Source organism: Tessaracoccus antarcticus (genome assembly GCF_003688855.1).
Taxonomy (GTDB): Bacteria; Actinomycetota; Actinomycetes; order Propionibacteriales; family Propionibacteriaceae; genus Arachnia; species Arachnia antarctica.
Genome location: NZ_REFW01000005.1, coordinates 104,121 through 131,120, shown reverse-complemented (window position 1 = coordinate 131,120; position 27,000 = coordinate 104,121). Strand labels below are relative to the sequence as shown.

24 protein-coding genes and 1 tRNA gene are annotated in these 27,000 nt (G+C 62.4%); 4 read left to right on the top strand and 21 right to left on the bottom strand.

The window, feature by feature from the left end; all coding sequences use genetic code 11:
- Positions 1-357: 357 nt before the first annotated feature.
- Together EAX62_RS15375 and EAX62_RS15370 are read right to left on the bottom strand one after the other, a co-directional pair.
- Positions 358-1,152 (bottom strand): SDR family oxidoreductase, encoded by a 795-nt coding sequence (locus tag EAX62_RS15375; protein WP_121902611.1) that lies wholly within the window; start codon positions 1,150-1,152, stop codon positions 358-360.
- 240 nt (positions 1,153-1,392) lie between these two features.
- A complete protein-coding gene (locus EAX62_RS15370) occupies positions 1,393-2,073 on the bottom strand; it encodes an ArsR/SmtB family transcription factor (RefSeq protein ID WP_199711328.1) in 681 nt (226 codons plus the stop codon).
- 100 nt (positions 2,074-2,173) lie between these two features.
- Between EAX62_RS15370 and EAX62_RS15365 the strand changes: the two genes are divergently transcribed.
- The gene (locus tag EAX62_RS15365) at positions 2,174-2,620 is read left to right on the top strand and encodes a nuclear transport factor 2 family protein (RefSeq protein WP_121902609.1); all 447 of its coding nucleotides are present in this window, start codon (positions 2,174-2,176) and stop codon (positions 2,618-2,620) included.
- Positions 2,621-2,994: 374 nt separating this feature from the next.
- Here the strand turns inward: EAX62_RS15365 and EAX62_RS15360 are convergent, their stop codons facing one another.
- The 3 genes from EAX62_RS15360 to EAX62_RS15350 all read right to left on the bottom strand — a co-directional run bounded on the left by EAX62_RS15360 (position 2,995) and on the right by EAX62_RS15350 (position 5,823).
- Positions 2,995-4,230, bottom strand: coding sequence for an epoxide hydrolase family protein (locus EAX62_RS15360; RefSeq protein ID WP_121902608.1), 1,236 nt, complete (start codon positions 4,228-4,230; stop codon positions 2,995-2,997).
- 3 nt (positions 4,231-4,233) lie between these two features.
- Entirely contained in the window at positions 4,234-4,680 is a 447-nt protein-coding gene (locus EAX62_RS15355; RefSeq protein WP_121902607.1) for a MarR family winged helix-turn-helix transcriptional regulator, read from the bottom strand.
- Positions 4,681-4,971: 291 nt separating this feature from the next.
- Positions 4,972-5,823, bottom strand: coding sequence for a helix-turn-helix transcriptional regulator (locus EAX62_RS15350; protein WP_121902606.1), 852 nt, complete (start codon positions 5,821-5,823; stop codon positions 4,972-4,974).
- 86 nt (positions 5,824-5,909) lie between these two features.
- Here EAX62_RS15350 and EAX62_RS15345 point away from each other — a divergent pair, with 86 nt between their 5' ends.
- The gene (locus EAX62_RS15345; protein WP_121902663.1) at positions 5,910-6,704 is read left to right on the top strand and encodes an SDR family NAD(P)-dependent oxidoreductase; all 795 of its coding nucleotides are present in this window, start codon (positions 5,910-5,912) and stop codon (positions 6,702-6,704) included.
- A 59-nt stretch (positions 6,705-6,763) separates the two neighbouring features.
- Positions 6,764-7,672 carry a helix-turn-helix transcriptional regulator gene (locus EAX62_RS16960; RefSeq protein ID WP_199711327.1) on the top strand — a complete coding sequence of 303 codons (909 nt, stop codon included), beginning with the start codon at positions 6,764-6,766 and terminating at the stop codon, positions 7,670-7,672.
- A gap of 6 nt (positions 7,673-7,678) precedes the next feature.
- On the opposite strand, the gene EAX62_RS15335 is transcribed toward EAX62_RS16960, so the two are convergent.
- A complete protein-coding gene (locus EAX62_RS15335) occupies positions 7,679-7,945 on the bottom strand; it encodes a hypothetical protein (RefSeq protein ID WP_121902605.1) in 267 nt (88 codons plus the stop codon).
- 27 nt (positions 7,946-7,972) lie between these two features.
- Positions 7,973-8,131 (bottom strand): hypothetical protein, encoded by a 159-nt coding sequence (locus EAX62_RS16765; RefSeq protein WP_158600701.1) that lies wholly within the window; start codon positions 8,129-8,131, stop codon positions 7,973-7,975.
- On the opposite strand from EAX62_RS16765, the gene EAX62_RS15330 reads away from it, so the two are divergent.
- Positions 8,109-8,552, top strand: a complete 444-nt coding sequence (locus EAX62_RS15330) for an MFS transporter (protein WP_147454132.1) — start codon at positions 8,109-8,111, stop codon at positions 8,550-8,552. The genes EAX62_RS16765 and EAX62_RS15330 overlap by 23 nt on opposite strands.
- Positions 8,553-9,117: 565 nt before the next feature.
- Here the strand turns inward: EAX62_RS15330 and EAX62_RS15325 are convergent.
- The 14 genes from EAX62_RS15325 to EAX62_RS15260 form a co-directional block, all read right to left on the bottom strand.
- A complete protein-coding gene (locus tag EAX62_RS15325; RefSeq protein ID WP_121902603.1) occupies positions 9,118-9,639 on the bottom strand; it encodes a Mov34/MPN/PAD-1 family protein in 522 nt (173 codons plus the stop codon).
- On the bottom strand, positions 9,636-11,141 hold the full coding sequence (locus EAX62_RS17345) for a ThiF family adenylyltransferase (RefSeq protein ID WP_121902602.1): 1,506 nt from the start codon (positions 11,139-11,141) through the stop codon (positions 9,636-9,638). The genes EAX62_RS15325 and EAX62_RS17345 overlap by 4 nt, the downstream gene beginning before the upstream one ends.
- A complete protein-coding gene (locus EAX62_RS15315; RefSeq protein WP_121902601.1) occupies positions 11,134-12,129 on the bottom strand; it encodes a nucleotidyltransferase domain-containing protein in 996 nt (331 codons plus the stop codon). The genes EAX62_RS17345 and EAX62_RS15315 overlap by 8 nt, the downstream gene beginning before the upstream one ends.
- 2 nt (positions 12,130-12,131) lie before the next feature.
- Positions 12,132-12,806 carry an SLATT domain-containing protein gene (locus EAX62_RS15310; RefSeq protein WP_121902600.1) on the bottom strand — a complete coding sequence of 225 codons (675 nt, stop codon included), beginning with the start codon at positions 12,804-12,806 and terminating at the stop codon, positions 12,132-12,134.
- A gap of 962 nt (positions 12,807-13,768) precedes the next feature.
- Complete coding sequence (locus tag EAX62_RS15305) at positions 13,769-16,801, bottom strand: alpha-mannosidase (protein WP_121902599.1); 3,033 nt, start codon at positions 16,799-16,801, stop codon at positions 13,769-13,771.
- A 166-nt stretch (positions 16,802-16,967) separates the two neighbouring features.
- Entirely contained in the window at positions 16,968-17,774 is an 807-nt protein-coding gene (locus EAX62_RS15300) for a carbohydrate ABC transporter permease (RefSeq protein WP_199711326.1), read from the bottom strand.
- A gap of 32 nt (positions 17,775-17,806) precedes the next feature.
- Positions 17,807-18,658, bottom strand: a complete 852-nt coding sequence (locus tag EAX62_RS15295; RefSeq protein WP_233558002.1) for a carbohydrate ABC transporter permease — start codon at positions 18,656-18,658, stop codon at positions 17,807-17,809.
- Between the two features lie 99 nt (positions 18,659-18,757).
- Positions 18,758-20,119, bottom strand: a complete 1,362-nt coding sequence (locus EAX62_RS15290) for an extracellular solute-binding protein (RefSeq protein ID WP_121902596.1) — start codon at positions 20,117-20,119, stop codon at positions 18,758-18,760.
- Between the two features lie 1,244 nt (positions 20,120-21,363).
- A complete protein-coding gene (locus EAX62_RS15285; RefSeq protein WP_158600700.1) occupies positions 21,364-22,566 on the bottom strand; it encodes an ROK family transcriptional regulator in 1,203 nt (400 codons plus the stop codon).
- Positions 22,567-23,398: 832 nt separating this feature from the next.
- A tRNA-Pro gene (locus tag EAX62_RS15280) sits at positions 23,399-23,474 on the bottom strand.
- A 65-nt stretch (positions 23,475-23,539) separates the two neighbouring features.
- Entirely contained in the window at positions 23,540-23,914 is a 375-nt protein-coding gene (locus EAX62_RS15275; RefSeq protein WP_121902594.1) for a phage holin family protein, read from the bottom strand.
- Positions 23,915-23,961: 47 nt separating this feature from the next.
- Complete coding sequence (rhaI, locus tag EAX62_RS15270) at positions 23,962-25,128, bottom strand: L-rhamnose isomerase (protein ID WP_121902593.1); 1,167 nt, start codon at positions 25,126-25,128, stop codon at positions 23,962-23,964.
- 6 nt (positions 25,129-25,134) lie between these two features.
- On the bottom strand, positions 25,135-25,503 hold the full coding sequence (locus EAX62_RS15265; RefSeq protein ID WP_233558001.1) for an L-rhamnose mutarotase: 369 nt from the start codon (positions 25,501-25,503) through the stop codon (positions 25,135-25,137).
- Positions 25,496-26,929, bottom strand: a complete 1,434-nt coding sequence (locus EAX62_RS15260) for an L-fucose/L-arabinose isomerase family protein (protein ID WP_121902591.1) — start codon at positions 26,927-26,929, stop codon at positions 25,496-25,498. The genes EAX62_RS15265 and EAX62_RS15260 overlap by 8 nt, the downstream gene beginning before the upstream one ends.
- Positions 26,930-27,000: the final 71 nt, after the last annotated feature.

Sequence of the window (27,000 nt, the reverse complement as noted above, 5' to 3'; positions counted from 1 at the left end):
CGTGCGGGTGACCGACAATACGCAACATCGCACGAGAGAAGGATGGCTTTACTGTCACCGACGTGAACACCAGCCACACGCTCCGGGATTCTTGGATCCCCACCAGGCACTCAACACCCGCGATGAACACGATTTATGGGTTATACAGCATGTCTAGCGACAATCTGGGAAGTCGCAAGTTCCGTTCACTGCGACTAGTCCATGCGCACAACTCAGTGCAGTCGACTATCGAGAATGACAGCCGGTGAGGAACGATCCTGCCTTGTATCGAAACGCACCCCCTGTCAGAAGACCGTCGAGTCCTCGGTGTCCTGCCGATTGCTGGAACGGCGGCGAGTTGTGTCTCCGACGGAGACCTCAGCCACCTGGCGTTGCGGCAGACCCCGCAAGGATGCCCCCATCCACGTTGAGTTCTGAACCCGTCATGTACGCGGCATCATCAGAGGCCAGCAGGACAGCGATCGCGGCCACCTCTTCCGGTTCGCCGAATCGCCTCATCGGTGTGTCGGCGACCATTGCCGCCTCACGGTCTGCCCGATCGGGGCCATTGCCGAGTATTGGCTCCCACATGGGCGTCATGATGGCCGCTGGATGGATGGAGTTGCATCTGATATTCAGGCCTTGGCTGGCGCAGTAGAGCGCCACGCTCTTGGTGTGGTTGCGTACGGCGGCCTTTGAGGATGCGTACGCCGCCGCCATTGGAATCCCCACCAACCCAGAACGCGATGAAATGTTGATGATGGAGCCCGACCCCTTCGCCCTCATGGCCCGAATTGCGTAGCGGCAGCCGAGGAACGTGCCGTCAAGATTCACGGCATGGACGGCCTGCCAGTCTGCGAGGAGCGCATTCTCGGGGTCGTGCGCAGGTGGTGGCCCGTCAAATGACCCCTCCAGACCTGTGATGCCCGCGTTGTTGACGAGCACGTCCAGAGCCGGAAACTCTTCTTGGATGGCGGCCCAGTTAGCCTCCGAGGAGACGTCGAGGCGAGCAAAGACCGCGCCCATCGCATCAGCAGTGGCTCGCCCGGCTTCGATGTCGATATCAGTGACGATCACATCTGCGCCCTCACTGACCAAGGCACGAGCTATGGCTGCGCCGATACCGCGTGCGGCCCCGGTCACGAGGGCGATTCTTCCACTCAATTTGAGCATGAGATCTCCTGTTCACTCTGCGACAGGTCTCGACAACCGCTCGCTTGGTTGACGCCGGACTTTACCCACTGAGGCTACCCCCGGCAAGGGGTGTCGCCACCTGGGTTGCCTCTCGTGGCTATGTCAACCCAAGTGGTACCCACTCGTTCGGGCTGAGCCGATGAAACTTTCGGGCAAAACACGATGATCCAGGGACCAGGCCATGGATGCTCGATGCGCGAGAAGTGCAGGCGCGTCTTGTCAGTCGGCCGTGAGGTCTATGCCCCAGGTTCGCTGTATGGCGTTGAGACCGTCGGCCGTGATGATAAGTCCGCGTCCTGTCGATCTGCGGGTGATCCATCGGCGTTCGAGGAGTTGAGCGGTGAGGGCTGCGCCGAGTGCGCCCGCCAGGTGCGGGCGTCGCTGTGTCCAGTCCGGGCACGTTCGCGTTAGGGGGCGGCGCTGCGCCCGGGCAGCGGGGACGGCGACACCCAGTTCACTCAGCGCTCGTTCACCTCGGGCAGTCAGGTGCGCTTCGGAGTCGAACCAACGCAGCCGCACGCTCGCGTCGAAGAGCTCGACTCCCAGACGCCCCGCAACGTGGTCGTAGCACATCCGGGCATCGGCCAGGTCGTGTTTAGTCCGTGATTGCACCAATGATGAGATGGGTACCTCGACACACAGCTGCCCGAGACTTTCCAGTGCTTCAGCGGTTCGTTGGTCCAGAATGCTGTAGAGCCGCTGGCGTCCAGCGCGTTTGCCGCGGAGCAGGCCGGCGGCGACCAGAATCGCGAGGTGCTCGCTGGCCGTGGCAGCACTGACCCGCGCAACGGCTGCGAGCTCGCCGGCAGGGCGTGCAGTTCCATCCATGAGGACATCGATCATGGCCGATCGCGTCGGCACCGACAGCGCGTGGCCAATCGTTGAGAAGTCTCGTCCCACCCGATCAGGATACGCCACCCACGCTTCGGTAGGCGCCGAAGCATTGGCGTTTTATGATGGAAGTATCTCAACAGCAGACGAACCGGGCGAAGGAGTGCACATGACCGCAACAGCCGAGGACGCGCAGTTTGTCTTCACTGAGTGGCACCGCCGTATCAGTGAGCGTGATGCGGACGGTTTGGCCGCTCTGTATCTGAATGACGCAACTATCGAGAGTCCGCTGGTGACGCGGGTGCTTGATGACCTGACGCGCGGGATCGTTCAGGGCCGACACGAGCTGGACCGCTTCGTCAACAAGGTCGTGGCCGCCCGACCAGTCGACGGAGACCTCCCATCGCTCTATCGGACGGGGGATTACATGTTCGACGGCACCACCCTGATCTGGGAATACCCGCGCGAGACCCCCACGGGGGATCAGCTGGATCTGATCGAGGTATTGAGGCTCGACGGACCGCTCATCGCACACCATCGCATCTACTGGGGCTGGAAGGGAGTCGATCACGTGGTGCTCAACGCAGTCGACAAGGCGGCGGGCACTCGACCCTAGGTCGGCCCTTGGACCTACCCGCAGCGTGGGGTGACTGCGCGGCATCGATTCGAGCGGGTGGCGGGAGCATGACGCAGTCGACGCGGCTGGTACCTGACATCTGTGGCCGCTTGATGCGCTCGGGGAACTGTGAGCGTCCATGCTTCCACTCGGGTGACGCCCCCAAGTGATACGAGATGCCTCGTCGCGGCGGTGCTCCGCTAGTGCTCGGCGGTACACGGATCGAGCACCCGGCGGATCGGCTTCGACCTGCCGGGTAGCCCATGGGCGGTTACGAGGCGTCTCGCCCACCCCGTCAGAGGGAGCGCCAGGTGGCGATTAGGTGGTAATCAGGGTTCTTGCGCGTAGTGATCGTGAGTGCAGGGGCCGCGAGGCTAAAGTTGCGGGGTCCTGAGCGGTTGGAATGTTCGGACGAGGTCGTTGGCCCAGTCTTCGGGGATTTCCCAGGGGGTGAAGTGCCCGCCTTTGGGGTGGCTGGTGATGTTGCGGTGGTTGTACCAGGCGGCTCGGTCGCTGTTCAGAAAAGAGTTGATGCGCTCTTCGGAGGTGGTGACTCCGGGTGGGTTCTCATAGTTGACGAAGGTGATGCCGGTGGGTGCTTCGATGACGGGGGAACGGTCATGTGATGGCGTCCAGGGGTAGCGGTTGTTATTGGCGTAGGTGCGCACCGAACTGCCGATGCTTCGGCCGGTCCAGTAGATGGTGGCGTGGGTGAGGATGTCATCGCGGTCAAAGACAGTGAAGATGTCGTCGTTGTCGTCTGACCATTTGTCCCATCGTTCAAGGAGCCAGGCCAACATGCCGACGGGGGAGTCCGAGAGTCCGTAGGTGAGGGTGCTTGGGGCCAGGACGTGGGCTGCGAGGTGGACGGCGTTTCGTCGCTCAATTGTTACCAGTCGGTCGCGCAGTGGTGCCGGCATGTCTTCGGGGATGGGCCGGCCGCCGGAGAGGTCCCAGGCGCGGTCGCCGTTGAAGAAGTTGAGTTTCAGGGCGGACCCGATGTGGATTCCGTAGAGTTCGTCGGCGTATTTGTGGCCGAGTTGTCCGGTGACGAGCGCCCCGACGTCGCAGCCGGCGGCCGCGTATTTCGGGTGGCCGAGGACTCCGGTCATGAGGTTGTGCCAGACGTCGGCAATTTTCCAGAAGTTCATGTCTGGTGCGGTTGGTGTGGAGTAGCCGAACCCGGGCAGTGAGGGAACGATGACGTCGAAGGCGTCGGCTGGATTGCCGCCGAATGCGCCGGGGTCAGCGAGGCGATCGATGACTTTCGACCAGTGCCAGAAGGTCCAAGGCCACCCATGGCTCAGGATCAGCGGGATGGGTGCTGGTCCGACTCCTGCTTTGCGCATGAAATGAACCGGAACCCCTGAGATGTCGACGCGGTACTGCTCGTAGGTGTTCATGGCGCATTCCGCGGCACGCCAGTCGTATCCGTCGGCCCAGTACTCGGCAAGTTCCTGCAGCAGGGGTCGGCGGACGCCGTAGTGACCGTCGTCGTTGCCGTCGTCGGTGGGCCAGGATGTGGCTCGAATCCTTGACCGGAGATCGTGGAGAACCTCGTCGCTGATGGTGATCGGGGTCGGTTCGAGATCGTCGCGTGCGTCACTCATTGTCTATTCCTCTTCTTCAAGGGTGGCTGTGTGGGAGAGCCGCACAACCTCATCAAGTACCGGGCCAATCGAGAGCAACTGGGCTTGTTCGGCGGATGTGAGCCGTGCGACGAGTTGCTCAAGGCGTTCGACTCGACCTTTGCGTCGTTGCGCCACGATTGCCGCACCGGCGCTGCTCAGAGAAATCAGCGTCGCTCTGCCGTCTGCGGGATCTGGGTGGCGGGTGATGAGCCCGTCTCGTTCGAGCTTTGCCGCGGCGGCTGTCAGGGCGGGTTGCTTGATCTGCTCGCTCTCGACCAGATCGCTCAACCGGCTCGGACCGCGGCGCGAAAGCGTATGCAGCACTGACAGCGACGAGAAACTCAGTTGCCCCTGCGATGGCAGACGAATGAACACCGAGTTGAAGTCCTCGATGGAAGTAGCAAGCGGTCCGACGGCATTCTCATCCACGACAAAACTGTATCAAACATTGATGTACTTGTTTTGAGGGGCGATCGTGTTCGTGACCAACGAGGGCTTTGAGGTTGCTGCCTTTCGCCTCCCTGGTCCTCCTGTGGTGGCCACAAGCGGGCCTGGTCTCCTCTTGTTTCCCATGGGTTGCAAGGCTTTTTGATCCCATTTGCTGCGCTCGCTCAGTGCGCGGAACTCCCGGCAGCTGGCATGAGATCTATGGCGTTGTTGAGCTGCCGTCACCTACCGTTGAGCACGGCCGCTGAGGTGTGCATTGTTGATCTGATGCGGTCAGAGTGGTGCGTCCATCCGCTGGGTGCCGACGACCGAGAGGAGACGCATCGCCTCCTCGGCAGGGGTCCCGGGTGTGGCCGTGTAGATGATGACTCGTTGGTCGCGATCGGTGATGTCGAGGACGTCGCAGTTGACCGCGATCGGGCCCACGAGGGGGTGCTCGAACGTCCTGCACAGTGTGGGGACGGCGGTGACGTCGTGCTGTGCCCACAGTTCGGCGAACTCTTGGCTGGCGGCGAGGAGGTCAGTCACGAGGCTGGTCACCTCTGGGTCGTGGGGGTAGCGAGCGGCGGTCACTCGTAGGTTTTGAGCTGAGGTACGGGCGAACTTGTCGCCGTTGGACACGCCATACAACCGTTTGCCGTCCGGGCGGGGATGCAGGAACGAGCGCCTGATGAGGTTGCGGTCGCGCCTCGCGAGGGCGGAGAAGTCTTCCAGTAGGGCAGCCGCCAGATCGTTCCACGCCAGAACCTCGTAGTCGGCGGACACCACGATGGCGGCGACCTGCGGAAGGCGTTGCAGGAGGTCGAGGATGCTCTGGCGCACGACGCGGGAGGGCCCAGGGGCCGGGGCAGGGGGAGTGCCGGTGAGCTGGTGCAGGTGGTCGCGTTCGGCATCGCTGAGGCGAAGTGCCCTGGTCAGCTCCGTGAGCACCTCGCGCGACGGGTGTGGCGCGCGGGCCTGCTCGAGTCGGGTGTAGTACTCGACGGAGATGTAGGCGAGCTGTGCGACTTCTTCGCGGCGCAGGCCGGGAGTACGGCGGCGTGTTCCGACCGGCAGGCCGATGTCGGCGGGTGTGATTCGCTCACGCCTGGTGCGCAAAAAGTCCGCGAGCTCTAGTCGGTCCATTGCTCCAGTGTGCCCCGATGAACCTGTCGCAGGCAGGTACTGGCTGTGCCTGCCTATGTCTGTGGCCCGACACGAGTATGGAGGACATGACCACGACATCGGCACATAGCTCATCTGCCCACCTCGGCCTGCTCGACGGCAAAGTCGCCTTCATCACCGGAGCCGGACGCGGCATCGGCGCGGCCGCAGCGCACTTGTTCGCCCGCGAGGGAGCGAAAGTGGTGCTCGCAGCCCGAACGGAGTCCGAGCTGAGGAGGGTGACGCAGGAGGTCAGGGCATCCGGCGGGACCGCCGACTACGTGCTGTGCGACCTCGCTGACGCCGAAAGCGTGAGCGCCGCCGTCAAGCACGTCACGGCGCTTCATGGGCGGCTCGACATTGCCTTCAACAATGGAGCCACTCTCGTCCCGCCGGGACCGATGGATACGACGACCGAGGTCGACTTCGACCACATCTACGCCGTCAACCTCAAGGGTCCGTGGCTGGCCATGGTCGCGGAGATCACGGCAATTCGTGCGACCTCGGGCACCGGTGCCATCGTGAACACCTCCAGCATCGGCGCCCTGATGGCCAATCCTGATCTCCCGGCCTACGGTGCGATGAAACGGGGGCTCAACAGCCTCACCGCATCCGCAGCGGCCACCTACGGGCCAGAGGGCATCCGGGTCAACGCGATCGCTCCCGGCACCACCACGACCGAGACGCTCGGATCATGGGAAGAGGCCTCACCTGGCATCATCGACAGTCTCGTCGCGTCCACTCCGCTGCGTCGCGCTGCTTCCCCCAACGAGATCGCCGAGGCGGCAGCGTGGCTCTTGAGCGACCGAGCCTCCTACGTGACAGGAACGATTCTGCGGGTCGACGGCGGCACACTGGCTTGACGGGTGACAGGTGACGGGTGACGTATGTGTCGAGGATTCCGAGTTGAGGAATATCACCAATGGCCTGTGCGTTCAACCTGAATGTGCTGACGACTTCAGGCCGCATTCCGATGGTAGATGGCGCTCTCGATCGGGCTCTGGGCGCCCTCGAATGGCACCTGTGCGGTGCGCGACGAGATCGGTTGGCCCGCGATGAGCAGTTGAGTGCTGCGGGTGAGGGCGCAGGCTTCACCTATGTTCTCCACGGAGCAGCTGAGATCCGTGTCGGCTCGGCCTCCACAACGGTGGTCGAAGGTGACTTGATGTTCTTCTCCCGGGGGAGCCGGCACCAGGTGCGCGCACTGGCCGAGGCCGAGCTGCTCAACGTCGCCTTCTCGCCGTCGGTTCGGGAGCGACCGTCGGTGGAGATTTTGCCCGACTGGTTGGTGGTGCGGCGGTTCGATAATCATGAGCCGAACGTGGTCGGTCTGCTTGAGAACATGGCCCGTCATCCGTGGCTTGCCACGGATCCTGCCCGGGCAGGAGACGGCGTGATCTGCGGTCGTATCGCGCTCACAGTCGTGTCGGCTGCGGTCCGCTCGTGGTCCGAGCTGGGGTGCGCCCCCCAGCGTTGGCTGCAGCGGGCCAAGGACCCTCACCTCGTCCGCGCGCTCGACGCCCTCCAAGCCGACCCGGGGGAGCCGTGGACGGTCGATAGCCTCGCTCGTGTTGCTGCGATGTCTCGTTCTGCGTTTGCCGGACGGTTCCGCGCCGTGATGGAGCAGTCGCCCGCCGCTTACCTGGCCGCTGTGCGCATGGACGTCGCGGCCGATCTGCTGGTCCACGAGGAGTTGAGTGTCGCCGAGACGGCGAGGCGTCTGGGGTATGAGTCCGAGGCCGGGTTCAGTCGGGCGTTTCGCCGCCACACCGGGTCGACGCCCAGCCAGTGGCGCATCGGTGCTGTGCCGCCGGTCGCGACCGCCGTCTGAGCACGCTCACGCGCTGGCGGGCGGTGAGTCTGTTCGTCCCTTGACCAGGCCGAACAGCAGCCCGCCAACGAGGCTCGCGCCGACAGCGATGGTCAGTGCCAGCTGGATGCCGCCGCCGTCCACCAGAAGACCGCCGAGCCCGGCGCCCAGGGTGATCGCGAGCTGGAACCCCGCCACCAGCAACCCGCCTCCGGCTTCCATACGTTCGGGCGCGTTGCGTCCCATCCAGGTCGCGGCGACGATCAGCCACGCACCGAACGCGAACCCCCACACGCCGACGGCGATGACGACGAGCCACGTCTAACCGGGGAAGGCGGCCAGGCCGGCGATGCCGCTAGCGATCAGGGCTGGAACCATCAGCCGCATGGTCCGCAGGTGCTTGTCGACGAGCAGGCCGATCAGCAGGTTCCCGACGAAGCCGCCGAGGCCGAAGACAGTGTTCCTGACGCTCTTCGGCATTGCCGGAGCCGTCGGCACATTCCTGATCGGCCGCTACATCGACAAGGGTCCCCAGCGAGCAGAAATCCTCACTATGTCGACCTTCACCGCGGGGCTCGTCATACTCGCCCTGACCCCGATCCCTGCTCCAGCCATCGTCACGCTTGTTTTGGCGGCTATCGCCGTTACCGCTTGGGGTGTGGCCTTCGCCGCGACCGGCCCGGTCTTCCAGACCGGCGTCATGCGCATCGCAGAACGAGACGCCGATCGCGCCTCCGCGGTGTACGTCACCGGAGTCCAGATCGGCATCGCCAGTGGTTCAGCCCTCGGCGCACTCATACTCGGCCAATCCTTCGCCTGGCTACCGACGGTCTCAGCGATCTTCGCATTGCTCGTACTTGTACTTGTCATCGTTCGTCGACCGACGTCCACTATCTTCTGAGCCGCGGCTACCGAGCGTTGACCCGTCGGGAGTAGCAGGACTATCAGGTGCTGCTGGCGCGTATCCAGACAGTGCATAGTCCGGTCGGGCCCCTAGCCTACGACTGTGTGAAGACCATCATTGTCCGCGACGGCAGTGCGATCAAAAATCACGACGATGTCGACTAACGGGGTTCGCTCCCACGCGCGGACAGGATGTTGAAGCGGAACGCGATCAAGCAATAAAACGAAACTCCTCCGAATACCCAACATCGTAGGGGACTGCTGCAGGGTTTGGTGTCAGGTTGACCTGCCCCACCAGCTCGGTGAAACGCCGTGCTTAGGCGCGTGGCCACCCGTGTTCATGAGACTCTCGGCCTGCTTCGGACCTGTAGGCTGAGCGTTCATTCTGAGGTGTACTTTCCATTGGGCGCTGAGGCTCCCGAGATGACAACTACACCCCGGTGGCGTTGACGTTCAGGTACCCGCCAGACGGGGTACCAAGTCTCATACCGCCCACTGTGACGCGGGGCCGTTGGCTATCCGGAGCCGATGAGCGGAACCCAGCATTAATCCGTGGAAGATGCCTAGCTTGAGGGACGAGACCCAGTCATCTTGATCTCGGCGGGGTCAAACTGGCCGAAGACCCGTGAGTGGATTCGCTCAGGGTTGCTGATGAGCGCGTACAGGTGCACGTTTCGGCGGTCCGATTGAAGGGCGGCAACGACAAGTGCCACAGGCTGGCGGTTGCGGCGTACCATGGTGCGCATCGCGTGGTGATCGGTGGAGCTGGGCGGAGCCGGCGCCGGATGTGTGTGCCACTCGCCTACGTAGCCGAGGGTCGGCTCGAGTCCCGGTCGATCTAGGTATGCAGTCAACGCCCGTCGTGCCGGGTTCTCGCGCCGCAGATAGCGCGTCCGGGTCGCTGTGGTATCGGTCACCTCGATGATGTCGTCGATCGTGATGCCATGGGTGTCGCGGTAGCCAATAAGGATGCCGCCGTGCTCTCTCTCCGAAGATGCCCTGGCGGCTACCGTGAGCGCGTCGCGTGCCTGTGGACTGATCGTTACAAAGGCCGCTGCCGATGATCCAGACCCGGTGTCGCTCACAGCAGTTCACCCAGGTCGCGGTGCTCGCCAGCTGGCGCCTCGGGAGTTCCAGTAAGGAGACCGACAAGGTGCCTGACTGTTACGGCGGCCGCCTCCGCCACAGCGTGTGGCGGCGTCGGAGACACTGGCTCGCCGCACCCGGCCTCGAACACCTCCGGCGCGCTTGAGGGTCTGAGGACGGTTGGAGGGATCGCGTCGGCCCCGTCCAGAGGGGGAACGATGTCAACACGCATCGAACGGCCATCGTTCTGGAGGCATGTCGTGACGAAACGAGAATCGGTGAGCACGCTTGCGTCTTGGAGCATCGCGAGCACCGAGCCGTCCGCGGTCGCGTCCACGACTAAATCGTGACTCCGGAGAACGCGGATCGCCTCTGCGGGGCTCCTAAGCCCGGTCCAGTCGGATTCAATCTTGCTCCGGTTGTACGGCCTGTTTGAGAGGAGCGACTGGAGGGCATCTGCCTTGTTGTGCCCGGCGTAGCCGAGGATTGCGACGAGGTGCCGAGTCATGTTGCCCGGTGTCAGCCGCTGGAAGTCCCGGATCGTCAGCCTGCCGATGCCGGCTCGAACGAGACCGTCGCAGATGTGGGAGCCGAGGGCCCCGGCGCCAACGATGTAGACATGCTTGTCCTCTAGCGCGGACGCGGTGACGCCTGATCGGAAGCGCATCACGGACTCGTCGAGAGAGGCCGAGAGCGCTAGGTGAGGGACGCGGGTGGTCTGGTTGGTCGCTCGTTGCTTGCGGGCACGGGGGCGAGCCGTAGTCGGCGGGAAGGTCACCACTACTGCTCCACGCTGGTCATGACGTTGGTACTGAACGAACAGTACGTCGATCCGGTCGCGTTCAATTGCGCTGCGGAGCTTGTGGGTGCTGTTCAAGTTCTCGATGAGGTCGTCCCAACTCACGGGCGGAGTTGCCACTTGGCCGATGTCGGCTACGTATCCGGTGCGGAGACCTTTGGTGCTTTTCCTTGAGACCTTGCCCACGCCTTTGATCTGAATCTGGCCGTCCTGCTCGCGCAGCTTCAGGTACTTGCCCGTGTAGGAATCAAGCCTCGAGTAGAGGACGTACCGTTTGTCGACGGGAAGGTGAAGGTAGGCTTCGAGGTCTAAGACGGGCGGGTCGTCAGGCCAGCCTGCGTCGTTTTTTCCGAACCAGGTTTCGATGCGCGCGAGAAACGCGTCGACCGCAAGCCACGGTTGATTGTCGTGGTCACGGCTGGTGTACAGGCAAAGAAAGCCGAGGGAATCTCGGTGCCAGGACATGGGCACGGCCACTTCGGTGCGGACCAGAGGGGCCGAGTAGGGAAAGCCGTCCTCAAGCAGGACGCTGGCCTGGCCGTCGGTCAGTTCCGCGTCGCTGCATGATCCGCGCGAGTTGTCGCGCACCAGCCGGAAGCCTCGTCCGACCAGGGCGTTGATGAACGTCTCGCGGATGTACGCGACGTGATCGGCCCAACCCTCGGGCTCCTGGGCCTCGTCAGGTCGGGGTGGGTCAGCCAAAACGCATCCCACCCGGGGTCGGCCTGCGGTCGCCGGAGGTGCGCGTGCTGGACGCACGCTTGTTGCCGTCGCTCTCGTAGCCGGCGGGCATCGGAAACACGTTCTCGAAGTCGTCGTTAGACCCGAGGACGCCCTGCACAAGAAGCGCCGCCTTGCCGCCCGCGTCGTCGCTCATGTCTGCCGCATTGCGGGCATCCGCAGCCGCAGACTCGAACTTCTCGGCGGCGGCGTCGAAGTCGGCGTCCTCGTCGAACTTGAGGACCTCGCCCGGCATGGATGGATCAGGAACGGCGAAGCCGTCGTCGGCGATGCGGCGGAAGACATCAGCGACTCCCTCCATTGCGGAGGCGAACAGCTGGGTCATCGAGTTGTTTTTGGTGACTAAGCCCTCCTCGCAGGCGGTGTAGAGGGCCATCTCGACGGCGAACCCGCCCGGCTTGTCCTTCCCCAGGAGGTTGCGGCGGGCCTGGCGCAGTAGTTTGACGCACGGGACGTACATCTCGTCGAACACCTCGTTCTTCTTGGTCTTCAGCTCGGTCATCTCGACCGGGTTGGTGGCGATCCATTCGTCGTCCTCGGTGGGGATCTCCCACACCATGCCCGACTTCCGGGCGGGCACCACGTCGACGTAGAGGCCGTCTGCATCGGGGACCAGAACCGTGACGGAGCGGTCCTCGCGGGTGACGCTTTTCTCGTCGTAGGTCTCGACCAAGACCTCGTACACGCAGTTGAGGACCTCGTCAGCACCGACTCCAGCCGGGTACTCATCGAGTCGGCAGAACATGTCGACGTCGTACACCCGGCGGATTGACACCTGGCGACCATAGGAGCCGATGAGGATGGGGTTGATGCCCCAGCCGTTGAGGGTGTTGTCAGCGCCGAGGATGTCGGCGATGTCCTGGTGCGACTGTGGGGCGTTGGTCCAGTCGTCGTCGCTGGGCTCGATGTTGGACCGGGCGGTCTCGAAGCTGCTGGCGAGTTCAGCCATGGTCAGTTCTCCTTGTTGGGGTTGGCCGAGTAGGTTGGGTCCATAGGGACTAGGGCGGGCGGATCCACGGGGGTGGGTGCCGAGTCTTTCTTGTTCTTCTTGGCCTCGTCGATGGCGAACTGCTGGCCCCCCTCGCGGAGGTTGCGGAGGGCCCGCTGGTAGAACCTCCGTGCCGGGGCATCCGCAGTCTGGCGGGTCTCCTTGTAACGGTCGCAGAGCGAGGTGAGCGCGGCGTGCGCCTCGTCCAGCTTCATGGTTGCGAGGTCGATGGTCAGTAGCCGCCGCGCGTCGTCCTGGATGTCGTGGAACGTGTTGGCGCAGATCTTCGCCCGAGTGGCGCGTCGCTCGGCGCCGAGGACGGTCATGGTGCCAGCGAGTGCCGCACCGATCAGCGCACCCGTGCCGATGAGCCAGGAGGGAAGCGCTTCGGTGAAGGCTGCGCCGCCCGCGAGCAGACCGAAGACGCTGGCGGGTACGCCGAGCGACAGGTTCCAGTAGTGCCAGGACTTGGCGGCCTCGAACTGCACCTGGGCTGAGTGTCGCGCGCTCTCCTCGACGCGGGAGATCTCCTCGGCGACGGGAATCAGGTTGTTGGGCACGTTGGCGGGGACCTCGATGAACTCCGGGGGAGGAGTGTCCGCGGGCTGCTTCTTCCGGGTGAAGACCTTCCGGGTCATGGGGTCCTGCCTGTCTGCCCTTGACGGTGCTCGCGGCCCATCGGACGTCCATGAGGGCCAGACCGGTCCCGTCGTGGCACAGTCACGGAGTTAATGTCGCTCAACAAAGTCACGTGCGTGTAGCGTGCGGCGAGTGCACGGCACTCGCAAGCGTGCTGCGTGCGTCCAGGGTGGTAATCCACTCCGGCCATGACGACCTCCTCCAGCCTTAGGCGGGTGAAGACGCCAGCCTGCGCAGGCGCGTCTGCGCCTATCACCCTCTTATAGCACGCAGCGCCCCCGGCATTGAGTAGCTCGCTCGGCGTGTCGCCGTTCGCCCTTGACGGACCTTTGCTATCCAGCGGGAGGCGCGGCTGCACGTGAGCGTCCGGGACTGATGCAGGGTTTGGTGTCAGGTTGACCTGCCCCACCAGCTCGGTGAAACGCCTTGCTTAGGCGCGTGGCCACCCGTGTTCATGAGACTCTCGGCCTGCTTCGGACCTGTAGGCTGAGCGTTCATTCTGAGGTGTACTTTCCATTGGGCGCTGAGGCACTAGGGATCACAACCACACCGCGATTCCAATAGTGATGCAGTCGCGACAGCCTCCTTCTGCCCAGTCCAAGACATTCGCAACTGTCCATGGGCGCTAGTTAGTGATGAGCGGGACGCGACGCCTCAGGCGCCATGGCCCCCGGCGCCGCTCCGGCGATGCTCCCTCACTCGAAGTCGCAGAGGTAGAGCCGAACTCTCTCGCCGGACAGCACAGCCGAGCCCTGCTGCTTGCCGAGTCGGACCATAGTGATTCGCTCGGGCCCGGAACTCCGGAGGATACAGACGGGCATGTGGGACAGCCTTTCGGAAAGGGCACCACTTAGCTACGAAATCTGGCACCCAAACGGTGGGGCAGGTCAGTCTGTCACCTGCTCGTGCAGCAGACCCGAATGGGTTGCTCTCTGGTGAAGTGTGGGCATTGGATTGTCTGTCATGCAGGTGTGACGCGCAGAGTGACGAGTTGGAACGGTCGCATGGTGATGGTGACACTTGTGTCGTCGGCCGACGCTATGGCCACTGCGGCTACTTCTTCTTCCAGCAGGTCGGTTTCAATGACAGCACTGTGCGGGAAATGGAAACGGATGCGAGCGTTGGCTCGTGAACCGAGCGACTCGTACAGGCGTATGACGACGTCTCCTGAGCGGTCTTCGGCGAGTTTCACCGTCTCAACCAGCACCGCGTCACTATCGGAGGAAATCAAAGGGGCGAGGTTGTCTGTGGCCGCCCCTTCCACCTGTCGTAGTGGCAAATTCAGGCGGTAGCCATGGCGGATGGCCTCATTGATGCCGCCTACCACGATGGCGCTCCGTAGCGTGTGTTCGCCCTGGTCCGCTTCGGGGTCAGGGAAGAGGGGCGCCTTCAGAAGTGTTTGACGTACCAGCGAGTAGGTGCCGCCGCCGTCGCGTGCATGGCGGGTGATGTCGTGGCCGTAGGTGGAGTCGTTCGCGATCCCGGCACCGAAAGTGGCATCTGTGACGTGTACCCATCGGTGGGCGGGTGTTTCGAACCGTGCGGAATCCCAACTGGTGTTGGTGTGTGTGGGGCGCACAATGTGGCCGAACTGGATTTCGGATGCAGCAGCGGCAGTGTGGACATCGATGGGGAAGGCTAACTTCAGCATCTGTTGACGCTCGTGCCAGTCGACGTGGGTCTCGTAGTCGACGGCGTTTCGGCCGGCGCAAAGACTGATTGTCTGTGTGATGGTGGATGATCCGGCGGTACGGACCGTACGCAATGCCGCTCGACCAGCCTCGTCGGCGATGATCGATACGGAGTCGGCAGCCGCCAGGTCTTTACCTGATCGGCGGTATTCGATGTCGACATCCCAAGCGTCCCATTGGGTGGGGGTGTCTCGGAACATTTGGAGGAGTCCAGATTTCTGTCCTGGGGGCACGGTCTCACGGTGGTTGGACAGGTCGATGAGGGATGTGATCAATCCGTTTTCGTCGAGTACGACGCGCAGCAGTCCGTTGTCAATGATGTAGTCACCCCCTTCTTGGGTGAGGGTGACGCCATCACTGTCCGTGATGGTTGCCGCGCCAAAGGCTGGCACGCCGTCGATCTCCATCGGGGCGCTGTTCAGTAGAACGTGCTGGCTGGGGTCCTGATCTGCGGTGAGGGAGGAGAGCGATGAGTCGATCAGCGTACCGAGTTTCGTCTCTAGGTCGGTGTAGTTGGCGACGGCTTGGTCGTGTACCCATCCGATGGAGGTACCGGGCAGGATGTCGTGAAACTGCTGAAGGAGCACGAGTTGCCATGCGGTCTTGAGCTCGTCATAGGGGTACCGGGCGCCGAGGCGAATAGCGGCTGTTGTTGCCCACAGCTCTGCTTCGTGCAGTAGGTGCTCGCTGCGTCGGTTGCCACGCTTCGTGCGTGCCTGCGATGTGTAGGTGCCCCGATGGAACTCAAGATACAGCTCGCCGGCCCAAACGGGCGGCTTCGGGAACTCTGCTTCGGCGGTTTCAAAGAACGACTTGGGTGTTCCGAGAACGACTTTCGGTGATCCCTCGAGCGAGGCGGTGCGGTGGGCTGCAGCGATCATTTCTCGGGTGGGACCACCACCACCGTCACCGAATCCGAATGGTGCAAGGGATGTATTGGCGTAGCGCTTGTCGCGGAAGTTGCGCTCGGCGTGGGCCAGTTCCCCTCCGGAGAGCGTGGAGTTGTAGGTGTCGATCGGGGGGAAGTGGGTGAAGATGCGGGTGCCATCGATGCCCTCCCATTGGAAGGTGTGGTGGGGGAAGTGGTTCACCTCGTTCCATGAGATTTTTTGAGTGAGGAAGTAGTTCGCTCCGGCAGCGCGCGCGATCTGGGGAAGCGCGCCTGAGTAGCCGAAGGAGTCGGGGAGCCATACTTCCCGAGGGTTGATTCCGAACTCGTCGATGAAGAATTGTTTGCCCTCGACAAACTGGCGGGCTAACGCCTCGCTACCAGGCATGTTGGTGTCGGATTCGACCCACATGCCGCCGACGGGGATGAACCTTCCCTCGGCAACGCGAATCTTGATGCGTTCGAAGAGTTCGGGGTAGGAGTCGCGGATCCAAGCGAATTGTTGGGCGCTGGAGCAGGCGAAGCTGAAGTCCGGGTCTTGGTCCATGAGGTCCAGAACATTGGAGAACGTACGTGCGCATTTGCGGATCGTTTCTCGGACAGGCCATAGCCACGCCGAGTCGATGTGCGCGTGTCCGACTGCGAAGACGGTGTGAGCTGTGCCCGCAGCCGGTGATGACAGCACGGCGGTCAGTGCTTCGCGGCCCTTGTGTGCTGTCGCGTGAACATTGAACGGGTCGACAACTTCGACGACCGTCTCAAGAGCGGTGAGTATCGCGGCACGGCGCGGGGACTCGGTTGGCAGCTCATCCACGAGACCACGTAGCGTCCAGATGTCGGCTACCAGTTCCCAGACTTCCCGATCTCTATGGACGATGGCCATGCGTCGCAGTGAATAGAGCGGGTCGGTAGGTGCGGTCGATTTGCGTCCCAGCCCCGACGGCTTGAAATCGACAAATTGTGACCCGAGATCGGGGTTCGATGCCGCCTCGATGTAGATATCGAACGAATCGCCAGGTTTAGCTTGGAGGCGCACATAGTTGTTGAGGGGTTCCAGAGCCTTGACGATTTCTCCCTCGGGTGACCAGACAAGGCCTTCGGCTTGGAAGCCGGGCTGGCCAGAAGAGAACCCCAAGTCGATCTTGAGTTCGACGTCTGCGGCTTCGGCATCCCATGTAACCGGGACCGAACCGGTGACGTGGAACCATGTGGTGCCCCACGCTTTGCCCCATGGACTGCCGATCTCGAACGGTTCGAAGTCATCAAGCGGCACCGCATGGAACGGCACTGGCTCGTCCGGTGCCTCCCATGCAGTAATCGTCACGGGGGCGCTCGCCAGTTCACGTGCAGGGTGGAGGCGTTCCCTTACGAAGCGGTCAATTCGCATTTCGAGGAGTTCGGCGCTGTGGTACATGAAGACGATGTCTTTCTCTTGAGATCCTTTGACATGGAAGTCGTAGGAGCGATTGTGTATCGGTTTGTGGTCGTATGAGAGAGAGTTAGCAGGATGAACGAGGTACGCGCCTATATGGCGCATATTGACAAGCTTCGGGGTTCGGGGTGGTTCTTCAAGACTTTGATTAACCCTTTACGCCTCCGGCTAGTGCGGATCCTCCCCCGAGGAAGCGTGAAACGAAGATGTACAGGCTAAGGACAGGAACGGAGTAGATGATCGAGAATGCAGCGAGCTGTCCATAGGCGATGGTTCCGTATTGACCAAAAAAAGAATAGATGCTGACAGCCGCAGGCTGTTTGTCAGGAGACAGCAGCAAAATAAAGGGAACGAAGAAGTTTCCCCAGGCGCCGATGAATACGAAGATGAATACCACTGCAAGGCCGGGGCGCATGAGGGGGACGACGATACGCGTGAGGGTCTTCATCATGGAGGCGCCGTCAACCCAAGCGGCTTCCTCGAGGCTGATGGGGACCCCATCCATAAAGTTCTTCATCATGTAGATGGCCATCGGCAGACTGGTAGCAGCAAGAAAGAAGATCGTGCCGGCCGTCGAGTCGATGAGGTTGAAGGCTACGAAGAGGCTGTAGACCGGGACCATCATCGCGGTGATGGGCAAGCATGTGCCGAATAGGACCCCGTAGAGGAAGGGCTTGTTAATGCGCATTCGATACCGGGACAGAGGATAGGCAGCCAGAACCGCTACCACTACTGTGATTATGGCGCATCCGGCGGAAAGAACAAGGCTGTTCAGAAGAGGAACGAAGGCGGTTTCAGGAGTCAAGACGGCGGTGAAGTTCTGAAGAGAAATCTTCTCTGGCCACTTGATCGACAGAGTCGCGCGGGTGTCGACGGACGCGAGAACGAGCCAGGCGAGGGGAAGCGCAAACGCGACGACCACGAGTGCCAGCACCGTGTTGGAGACGACTTTCATACTCCGTAGACTCGGAGAGGTCATGCCCATGGTCAGTCAACCTCCGGTTTCAGTAGACGTATGTAGAAGATCGAGAACGCGGCGCCGATCAGTAGCATGATGGTTGCAATCGCTGTCCCGAGACCTAGATCACCGAATTGGAAAGCCTGCTGGTAGGCTAAGACCGGCAGCGTTGCACTATTGGTTCCGGGACCGCCTCCAGTCATCACAAAGATCAGCGTGAACACAGCTAGGGTTTGAAGGGTTGTGAGCATGAGATTCGTTGAGATGCCCCGTCGAATCAGCGGCAGCGTAATAAAGACCAGTCGTTGCCAGCCTTGAGCACCGTCGACCTCTGCCGCCTCAATGATTTCCTCTGGAACGTCATGGAGCGCTGCGGCATAGACGAGCATAGAGAACGCGGTTCCACGCCAAATATTGGCAAGAATGATGGCGATCATTGGAAGTCCATAAAGCCAGTTCGGGCCGGTGATTCCTACTGCCCTAAGAAGGCCGTTCAATGTCCCGGAGTCGTTGAAGAATGCATAGGCAGAAAACGCCGCAACGATCTCGGGCATGACCCAGGCAGTGACAACGAACGTGCCTACCAGCGCACGTATGAGCCGACCCGAGGAGCGCATCAGTAGCGCGAGACCGAGCCCAAGTATGTTCTGTCCCAGAATCGCGGAGGCCACGAGGAACACGAGTGTGAGCAGCAGCGACTTTGGGAAGTCTGGGTCTGTGAGCAGCGTCAGGTAGTTGTCAAACCCCACGAACGAGGCGCCTTGGGCGGCCGTTCCTGACAGTGATGCGTTGGTGAGGGACCCATAGAAGGAACTGATGACGGGGCCCAAGAGGAAGATTACCAACAGGACGATGGCCGGGAGTAGAGGGATGCTGCGCACGAGGGAGCGGTGAGTCCGCGCCCTTGACCCCTTGGGCCGAGGAGTGATTCCCCGGCCCGGAGGGCCAGCGATGCGTTCCCGCACGACTGTGGCCATTACTTATTGTGTTTTCGTGATTGCGTCTTCGCCGACGATCCCCACCAAGGCTTTATCGTAAGCAGCTGCAGCCTCTTGTGGCTCCTGTTGGCCGGTCATAACGGCTTCCATGGCGATCTGGATCTCGTTTGAAATCCTGCCGTAGTCACTCGTAGCCGGGCGGAAATGTGTGAACTCCACGATCTCGGAGAAGAACCCAAACGTGGGATTGGCGGCTTGGTAATCTGGATCCTCGGACACGTCACTACGGACCGCGATCTGACTGGCGGCGATGTCATACGCTTGAGAGTTGTCCTTATTCAGGGCGAACGCAATGAAATCCCACGCCGCATCCTTATTCGGTGATTTTTCCCCCATTGCGAGAGTCCATCCGCCGGACATGCTGGTGGCGCCGGGGGCTTGACCGTCTTGGGTTGGCATGGGTGCCTGGCCCAATACGTCATTCCACTCGGGCCATGGCGCAGCGCCCGATTCGATCCAGGTACCACTGACCCACGAACCATCCAAGTCGATAGCGAGCTTATTTTGCGGGAGCCAATCGGTGGCCACGACTGTGGCAACGTTCTTGTCGAGCCCCTGTTCCGGTGTCGGACCCAAGCCCCCCTGATAAAGGTCCTTGATGAATTTCAACGAGTCAACAAAACCTTGTGAACCCGCCACCCACTTTTGACTCTCGGTGTCATACAAGGTGTCTTTGGTTCCGTAGAGCAGCATCTCGAACCCCTGCATGCTCGCTCCCTCTCCCATGGCCTTGCCCGAATACACGTTCATCGGAATGGCCTCGGGCAACTTAGCTTTGATCGTTTCAGCAGCGCTCAATACTTCGTCCCAGTTCTTGGGAGCCCACGGTACCGGCAGCCCAGCCTGCGCGAACAGATCCTTGTTGTACCAGAGCGCGCGGGTGTCTGTACCCATGGGGATCGCGAAAGTTTTCCCCCCCTTGCCCAGCCCAGCATTCTTGGCGTTCTCGTAGAACATGTCCCATTCAGGCCACTTCGCGGTGTACTCGTCGAGTGGTGCGAGATACCCGGCATCAGCGTCAGGCTGGACGCGGAAAGTGTCTTCGTACATGACATCTGGGGCCGTGGCAGCTGATTGGTTCATGAGGGCGAGTTTCGTCGCGTAATCGTTTTCCACCGCCTCGATCGGGACCAGTTCGACGACAGTGTTCTCATGGGCAGCTTCAAAGTCTGGCTTAACCTGCTTCAAGTGATCGTCTAGCTGTGTGTACGATCCGAATTTCTGATAGGCGACCTTGATAGTCGTTACGCCGTCGTCGGAGCTGCCGTCAGCCCCACATCCACCCAACAACAATCCGATCACAGAGCTCAGCGCCACAGCCCTCAGTACTGATGTGTTCTTCACCAGACCCTCCTAGGTCTTTGGACTCACCTCGCCATGCCTCGTTGCCGGCGGTTGTCCATCCATCTTTAGTAAAACAGATGGAGTAAATGCTGTCAACCCCCTACCGTGTGAGCTTGTAGACCGGGCGGAGCAGTGTAAAACGCATTGAGTCCCACGCCTGGGTTCAAAGAATGGAAGTGAAATGGACACACCTAACGCAGAGCTTGAGTTCTTGTCAGGCTCCTCATGATGGAGTGGGTACGGCAGGAAGGGGTCTGAGCTGGAGTAGGGCATGTGAGCGAGACCACGAGCTGCGAAGATGGAGGTGCCCAACGCCGCCGCTTCGAACTCCGGGCGCTTGGGAGAATGACTTGTCACCTTGCCTGGATCAGTTCTGCTGGCTCGGCAGCATCGGTCCAAGCGTGTTGGACCAGCCGGTTGAACCGCGACTACGTAATCTTGATCAGCCAGCCAACGACTCTCCCATCATCTTGTCCTCGATGTGGCCTGCCGGGTGGCCGCTATGACAACATGATCACATGGCCGATGTTGCGTTCTGGTGAACCTAGCGATCTTGAAGTTTTTCACGCAGCGATAACGCTGCCGTCTCTGCCGTTAGATCCGTCGTCGCAGTTGCCACGCTGCCGCGCTATCCCGGGGCCGGTTCTCTCGTGACGCGATTGCGCCAGCGTTCAAGTCTGTAGTCATCGCGTGTATGTCGATCGCAAGAATCGTAGGCAATCTTGGAGTGGCGTGGTCCACCGCCCACGCCGCCGTCCTGGCTGCTGCCGATGAGTTACCCTCAACGACCCGGGCTGGTTCGACGACGTCACCACGATCGTTGATGACCACCCCTGAATCACACCCGCTGCGATGACAAGTACGTCACCGTGATCGATCGCACTCCGGCAAGGCCCCGAACTGGTTCATAAAGTCTGCCTGCGGTGGTTGAGGCAGGCTCGAGGACGGTGTTCGTTACCTGGGTCAACGCCCAAACCAACGACTTTCGAGACTAGGTGGGAGTGGTCGCGATGGACGGGTTGACCGGATACAAGGGCGCAGAAATCGAAGCGGTCGAAGATGTCAGGATTGTGACACACCAGTCCCATGTTGTCGCCTTGGCCGGCACCAAGCGAGCAGGAACCCCCGGTTACCGCGGCCGCTCCGGGGACCCGGTTCGCGGCATCCGCAGGTGGCGAAGACCCCGTGGCACAGCTGTCCATGAATCGATGGTCCAGACTCCTAGCCCTGTATAGCGCGTGGTGCTATATCGAGATCTGGTACGTGGACAGTCGAGTCGACAACTCTTGATCGAAGACAAGGCTTGCGGCTCCAATGGCGCCGGCCGCGTTGCCCATGACGGTCGTTTCTATGCGGGGACTGGGTGGTGCATGCTGTGGGGCGGCCTCCAACTGAGCCTCGATCACACTGAGGTAGTGCTTTGACAGCGGTGACCAAAATGGCCCACCGAACACTACTAGCGATGCGTCAAGGGCACTGACGAGTACGCGAGTTGCCTCAGCGATTGCGTTGGCTGCGCGTGTGAGCAGGTTGACGGCGCCTGGGATGCCTTCATCCGCCATTTCGCCCAATTCTTCCAATACTCGGAGCGCGCCGTCGTAGCTCAGGGCAGCTGAAGACGATGGAACGAGCCCTAGTACGACGGCGTCCTCGATTAGCTGATACGGATCTGTTGCGCGGCCGAGACATCCCCGTCTGCCACAGAAACACAGGGTGCCTTGCGTGTCGCTTCGTATATGACCTATCTCACCAGCGTTGTGAGTTGCTCCGCGAACGATGGTCCCGTTGGATGCAAAGGCGCACCCGATGCCAGTTCCCAAATACATGAATAGCAGCGACTCACCGTCGGCGTTGTCTCGAGCCCAGCATTCCCCGATGGCCGCAGCAAGGGTGTCTTTGTCGAGGATGACTGGATAGCTGAACGAGTCGCGCAGGGCGGCGGTGATATTGAAACCGTCCCAGCCGTCCAGTTTGGGCGGATTGATAAGAGAGCCGCGCGGAATATCCAGCGGACCAGGGGAGGCCACTCCGACCCCTGCAATCATCGTTCGTTCTACGCCCGACCTGTGGATCATCTCTTCCACTAGGTCAACGATACGGTTTATACTCTCCGACGGGTGCTCATTGAGCAGCCCAACAACACTCCTCGAGGCCACAGTGGCCCCACCGAGGTCAAGGATTACAGCAGTGACTAGCGAAGGGTCAAGGTGCAAGCCAATGGCAAAGAGTCGTCCGGGGTTTATTTGGACCGGCGTCCGAGGCTTGCCGCGTCCGGTGACAGTCGCCGCGAGTGAGCGGAACCAGCCGTCGTCAGACAGCCGCCGAGTGATGTTGGAGACTGTCTGCTTTGACAGCCCAGTGAGCTGAATTATCTCGACCTGGCTAAGCCCTGCTGGTGCACGCCTCACCTTGTCGAGCACAAGGGACTGGTTGTAGTCGCCCACCATCGGTGCGTTGGTTCCTCGAGGCATGCTGCCCAGCATAGATGCACGTCCTGAACTGACTATCGCGATCGAGACCGTGATCGTCCTTTCGCGTGATGGATTTGTGTACTTCTTGGTGCGTGCTGATCCCGCTGTACCAGTAGCTCCCTGCCCGCCACCGGATCCCACCAAGGGAGAGTGCTGGCGGAAAGTCACTTCCGCCTCCTCGCGGGCAGGCGATTAGGATCGCCTGTGAGATCCTGACGGTCTAGTCGGTGGTGCGCAACGATGGATCTGCGCCTATGTCAATAGAGGCCCATTCAGTTCGTTGCCGAGCGCGAGCCCCGTGGCAGCCGTGGCGGGCCTGCTCACGAACCACGGTGGTAGCAGTGGTCAAGGCCCGGTGACGGAGGATCGGCAGAAGATCGCAAGTGCATCCAAAAGGACCCGTCCGGCGGTATGCCTCACCGAGCCGAAACTCCAGCATGAGGACCCAGCTCAGCCGGGTACTGCATCGCATTTTCACCGTGACTTCTCCAGCGGAAGGGCGACGCGGGCTTTAGGCAAGGCCTCGTCCAGCGAACTACTGGCGATCATCGATCTGCGCGGTGTACGAGTACCGGTTCGCACTCGGCTTCCCCCACGGCGCTGAGGCGAAAAGAACCCGAGGCCGAGGTGGGATCGTCATTGCCGTCGGGGGCGGGAGGCGCTGAGCCTAGTCCGCCCAAGGCATGAGTGGGGTTGCTGTGGCGTTCTAAGTCGCAACTACGGCCGTGCCCTAGCGTTGCTATCTGGCATGAATCTGGCACGAAGCGAACGAATTCTTGGCGAATGTGGCTCTGGCTACGGATGATAGTGGTCGGGGCGACAGGACTCGAACCTGCGGTCTCCTGCTCCCAAAGCAGGCGCGCTAGCCACTACGCTACGCCCCGATTGCCCACCTCGGCGGGCCCGGCTGAGTCTACTGCACCCCGGCCGGGCGCCACCACCTGAGGTGTCAGTCGCGGGTTTCGATCAATCCGGAGATCAGGGACGTCGCCAGGCTGATGATGATGGATCCCAGAACGGCCCACCAGAATCCGTCGACCTCGAAGCCGAACCCCAGCGAGCCGGCCAACCATGCGGTGAGCATGAGCATGAGGGCGTTGATGACGAACAGGAACAGACCCATCGTCAGGAGGATGAGGCAGGCGCCCGCGATGGTGATGAGCGGGCGGACGACGGCGTTGACCAGTCCGAAGATCGCCGCGACCACGATCAGCGTCAGCGCCTTCTCCCCATCGCTGGAGGCTGTCAGGTGGATGCCGGGCACCAGCCATACGGCGAGCGCCGTAGCAAGGGCCGAGATGACCAGTCGAATCACGAGTTTCATGTCTCAAGCCTGCCACTTCGCCACGGGCACGGGAAGTCTCGTGCCGCTCAGGCCCCCCAGCTGGCCTGGTTGCCGCCGACGCGGTCGGCTTCGATGTGCTCCCGGTACCCGGACGCCACGTAGGCGGCGATCGGGTCCGCCGGCAGACCTCTGGACTCGCGCCACTGAGCGAGGTCGGCCCGGACGTCGGTGTAGAACGCGTCCATGAAGATCCCGTTCGCGCCCATCACGTCCCCGGCCCGCTGGGCCTGGTGCAGAGCGTTGCGGTCCACGAGCAGGGCCCGGGCGCTCATCTCCTGCACGTTCAGCACCGAGCGGATCTGGCCGATGATCTTGTCCTCCACGTTGTGGCACTGGTCCAGCATGAACGCGACGGGGGTGTCATCGGCCATGCCTCCACCCACCACCACTTCGTACATGATCCGGAACAGCTGGAACGGATCGGCGGCCCCCACGATGAGGTCGTCGTCGGCGTAGAACCGGGAGTTGAAGTCGAAGGAGCCGAGCTTTCCGAGGCGCAGCAACTGGGCGACGATGAACTCGATGTTGGTGCCGGGGGCGTGGTGGCCGGTGTCGAGGCAGACCATGGCCCTGTCCCCGAGGGCCGCCACCTGCACGTAGGAGGTGCCCCAGTCGGGAACGTCCATGTGGTAGAACGCCGGCTCGAAGAACTTGTACTCCAGCACCATGCGCTGGTCGTCGCCGAGACGGTCGTAGATCTCGACGAGGGACTCGTGGAGCAGGTCCTGACGTGTCCGGATGTCGGCCTGACCGGGGTAGTTGCTGCCATCAGCCAGCCAGATCTTCAGGTCGCGGGACCCGGTGGCGTCCATGACGTCGACGCACTGGAGGTGGTGGTCGATGGCCATGCGCCGGACGGCGGGGTCGCTGTGGGTGAGCGAACCAAACTTGTACGCGTCGTCCTGGAACGTATTGGAGTTGATGGTGCCCAGCTTCATGCCCAGACCCTCGGCGAAGCTGCGGAGCTCCCCGAAGTCGTCGACCTTGTCCCAGGGGTAGTGCAGCGCAACGGTGGGTGCCAAACCGGTGTGCTTGTGCACCTGGGCGGCATCGGAGATCTTCTCCTGCACGGTCCGGGGGGTGCCGGGGGTGGAGAACACCTTGAACCGGGTACCGGAGTTGCCGTAGGCCCACGATGGGACCTCGATCTCCTGCCGGGCGAGGATCTCGAGTGCCTCGGTGCTGATAGTCATGGTGTCTCAGTTCTCCTTCTCATCGGCGCCGTGCAGGCGCCCCAGTTGGGTCTCGAGGTGGAAGACCTCCTCCAGGCGGACGAAACCCTCGTCGGGGGTGGTGCTGAGGTTGACGAAGTACTTGCCCATCTCCGCCTGCCAGCGGGCGTTGACCTCGGTGGCGGCCATGGCGGCCTGTGCGGCGTCCAGATCGGGGCTCTCGACGTAGCCGATGAGCAGCCCATCAGGCCGCAGGAACAGCGAGTAGTTGTGCCAGCCGGAGGACTTCAGTGCGCGCAGCATGTCCGGCCACACGGCGCTGTGGCGCTCCTTGTACTCGTCAAGCCGCTCGGGGCGAACCTGCAGCTGTATGCAGTAGCGCTGCATCTCAGACATGGCGGTGCTCGATCCCGACCAGCGACGCGACGGCGGCGACGGTCGCGGCCTGGTGCCCGACGCAGAGCGCCCAGTGGTGCCCCACCCCGGTGGCGCTCCACTCGTCGACCCACTGCCCGGGGTCGCGGCCGAAGTCCACCCGGGAGGTGGTGTTGCCGATCCGCAGCAGCGGGCCCTCCACGACGCTGCCCTCGGAGGTGACGAGCACGAAGCTCCCGTCCCGGTCCTGCCCGAGGCCGAGCGTGGTGACGGGGCCGTGCGCCACGTCGAACTCCACGGAGACGCCCCAGCCGCGCTTGCCGTGGAAGACGCCGAGTCCGCGCAGGAGCGGTTTGCGCGACGAGATGGCCAGGTGAGCGGGGCCGTCGTGGCCCATCTCGACGACGCCGTCGAGGTAGTTGAGGGCCTGGATCTCCGTGAAGGAGCCGCCCGCGCCCAGCGACTGGGCGATGAGCATGGCCACCGAGGTCCGCAGCTCGTACTCGCCGGCGGCGGGGATGCCCCGGGCGTTGAGGAGGGAGGCGCCCAGGATCATGCCGGCGCCCAGCTTCTCGTGGAGTTCGCCGGCGAGCCCGCGATGGTAGTAGGCCAGCGAATCAAGGTCGAAGTCGGCGACGAGGCGGTCGAGCCCCACCGACACCTGCGCGGCCCACCGCAGGTCGTCCTCGTTGACGGAGGGGTCCATCTCGAAGATGTCACGGACCAGGGAGATGCGCTCGTCGACCAGGTCGGCGCCCACCCCCCGCACGCGCTCGCGCAGGTCGTCGAATTCCAGCACCTCGACGTGGCTGCCGAAGGTGGTGGACACGGTGGTGAGGTCGGTGGAGACGTCGAGCATGCCCGGATAGAGGTGCCCCATGAGGCCGTGACGGGCGGTGCGGAGCCGTGAGCGGGCACCGGCGGCACGCGCCCACTGCATGATGCGGTCCCAGGCGGCGTCCTGGCGCAGCCACCCTGTCACGGAGCGGAACTCGATGCCGGCGCGGCGGAACACGTGCCCCACCTCGGGGACGGGGCACTGGCCGCAGTAGGCGAGCCAGTCGCCGGTGTCGAAGCTGGCGTGGTCCATCTTCTCGGTGGGCTGCAGGTCGATGCACAGCACCGGGGCGCCGGCGCGTTGCGCGATGGGCAGCACCATGGAGGAGGTCAGGTAGGTGGTGAGGTAGATGACGAGCAGGTCGCAGTCGGCCAGCCGCAACTTCTCGGCGGCCTTCACGGCATCGTGCGCGTCCGAGACGAAACCGGCGTCGATGATCTCGGCATCCAGCGACTGGAGGCGCTCCGCCACATAGGCGACGCTGCTCTGCAACTGCGGCAGCAGGTGGGGGAACTGGTCCCAGTAGGCGCCGAGGCCTCCGCTGACCACCCCGATACGCATGGCCGGCCGTTCGTGCTGGTGCAGGGCGGACAGGAAATCCTGCGACATGGGCCAACTCCTCTCAGGTGGGACCGGTCGGTCCGCCGGGACCGCAGGGGGGTGGGTCCCGGCGAACCGCC

Coding starts and splice junctions, on each gene's coding strand:
- EAX62_RS15375 (WP_121902611.1), bottom strand. CDS start 1,152: ATGCTCAAATTGAGTGGAAGAATCGCCCTCGTGACCGGGGCCGCACGC.
- EAX62_RS15365 (WP_121902609.1), top strand. CDS start 2,174: ATGACCGCAACAGCCGAGGACGCGCAGTTTGTCTTCACTGAGTGGCAC.
- EAX62_RS15360 (WP_121902608.1), bottom strand. CDS start 4,230: ATGAGTGACGCACGCGACGATCTCGAACCGACCCCGATCACCATCAGC.
- EAX62_RS15350 (WP_121902606.1), bottom strand. CDS start 5,823: ATGGACCGACTAGAGCTCGCGGACTTTTTGCGCACCAGGCGTGAGCGA.
- EAX62_RS15345 (WP_121902663.1), top strand. CDS start 5,910: ATGACCACGACATCGGCACATAGCTCATCTGCCCACCTCGGCCTGCTC.
- EAX62_RS16960 (WP_199711327.1), top strand. CDS start 6,764: ATGGCCTGTGCGTTCAACCTGAATGTGCTGACGACTTCAGGCCGCATT.
- EAX62_RS16765 (WP_158600701.1), bottom strand. CDS start 8,131: ATGCCGAAGAGCGTCAGGAACACTGTCTTCGGCCTCGGCGGCTTCGTC.
- EAX62_RS15315 (WP_121902601.1), bottom strand. CDS start 12,129: ATGGCTGAACTCGCCAGCAGCTTCGAGACCGCCCGGTCCAACATCGAG.
- EAX62_RS15310 (WP_121902600.1), bottom strand. CDS start 12,806: ATGACCCGGAAGGTCTTCACCCGGAAGAAGCAGCCCGCGGACACTCCT.
- EAX62_RS15305 (WP_121902599.1), bottom strand. CDS start 16,801: ATGTACCACAGCGCCGAACTCCTCGAAATGCGAATTGACCGCTTCGTA.
- EAX62_RS15300 (WP_199711326.1), bottom strand. CDS start 17,774: ATGAAAGTCGTCTCCAACACGGTGCTGGCACTCGTGGTCGTCGCGTTT.
- EAX62_RS15285 (WP_158600700.1), bottom strand. CDS start 22,566: ATGGTGGGCGACTACAACCAGTCCCTTGTGCTCGACAAGGTGAGGCGT.
- EAX62_RS15275 (WP_121902594.1), bottom strand. CDS start 23,914: ATGAAACTCGTGATTCGACTGGTCATCTCGGCCCTTGCTACGGCGCTC.
- rhaI (WP_121902593.1), bottom strand. CDS start 25,128: ATGACTATCAGCACCGAGGCACTCGAGATCCTCGCCCGGCAGGAGATC.
- EAX62_RS15265 (WP_233558001.1), bottom strand. CDS start 25,503: ATGTCTGAGATGCAGCGCTACTGCATACAGCTGCAGGTTCGCCCCGAG.
- EAX62_RS15260 (WP_121902591.1), bottom strand. CDS start 26,929: ATGTCGCAGGATTTCCTGTCCGCCCTGCACCAGCACGAACGGCCGGCC.